This window comes from Bacillus cereus (genome assembly GCF_007678085.1).
Lineage (GTDB): Bacteria > Bacillota > Bacilli > Bacillales > Bacillaceae_G > Bacillus_A > Bacillus_A cereus_BE.
In genome coordinates this window covers 1-459 of the sequence record NZ_VEDW01000025.1, presented here as the reverse complement: position 1 = coordinate 459, position 459 = coordinate 1, and the positions used below count along the sequence as shown (strand labels likewise).

The window sequence follows — 459 nt, the reverse complement described above, 5'->3', positions numbered from 1 at the left end:
TAGCTTTAAATCCGCTTTCTTTTGACTGCAACATGAGCATAACTTTGACGATGGATAAAACCGGTCTACTTGACGTAATTCAATTCCATATTCCTCACATTTCGTCAAAAGCCACGTTTTAAAAGCAAAAAAAGACTGCTTGGCAATTGTTTTAGATAAATGTTTATTCTTCATCATACCTTTCACATTCAAATCTTCCACTGTAATAAACGTTGGCTTGGTTTTCACCACATTCGTTACAATAGACTTTACATACTCTATTCGAATATTCGCTAATCGAGCATGCAACTTTTGCACTCTAAGAACATTTTTATCTATATTCACTCTTTTATTAGTAACAGATTTTTCACCTCTCTTTTTTAGATTTTCAAATTTACGTGCTAAAGAGCGTTGTTCACGTTTTAACCGTTTTTCTATCTTTTTTACTTTCATTGTTTTGTTGATGTTTTCATGAACGAT

1 protein-coding gene is annotated in these 459 nt (G+C 32.2%); it reads right to left on the bottom strand.

Features of this window, described 5'->3' with window-relative positions; all coding sequences use genetic code 11:
- A partial coding sequence (locus tag FS742_RS27155; RefSeq protein ID WP_144616455.1) for an RNA-guided endonuclease InsQ/TnpB family protein occupies positions 1-459 on the bottom strand: 459 nt, incomplete at both ends.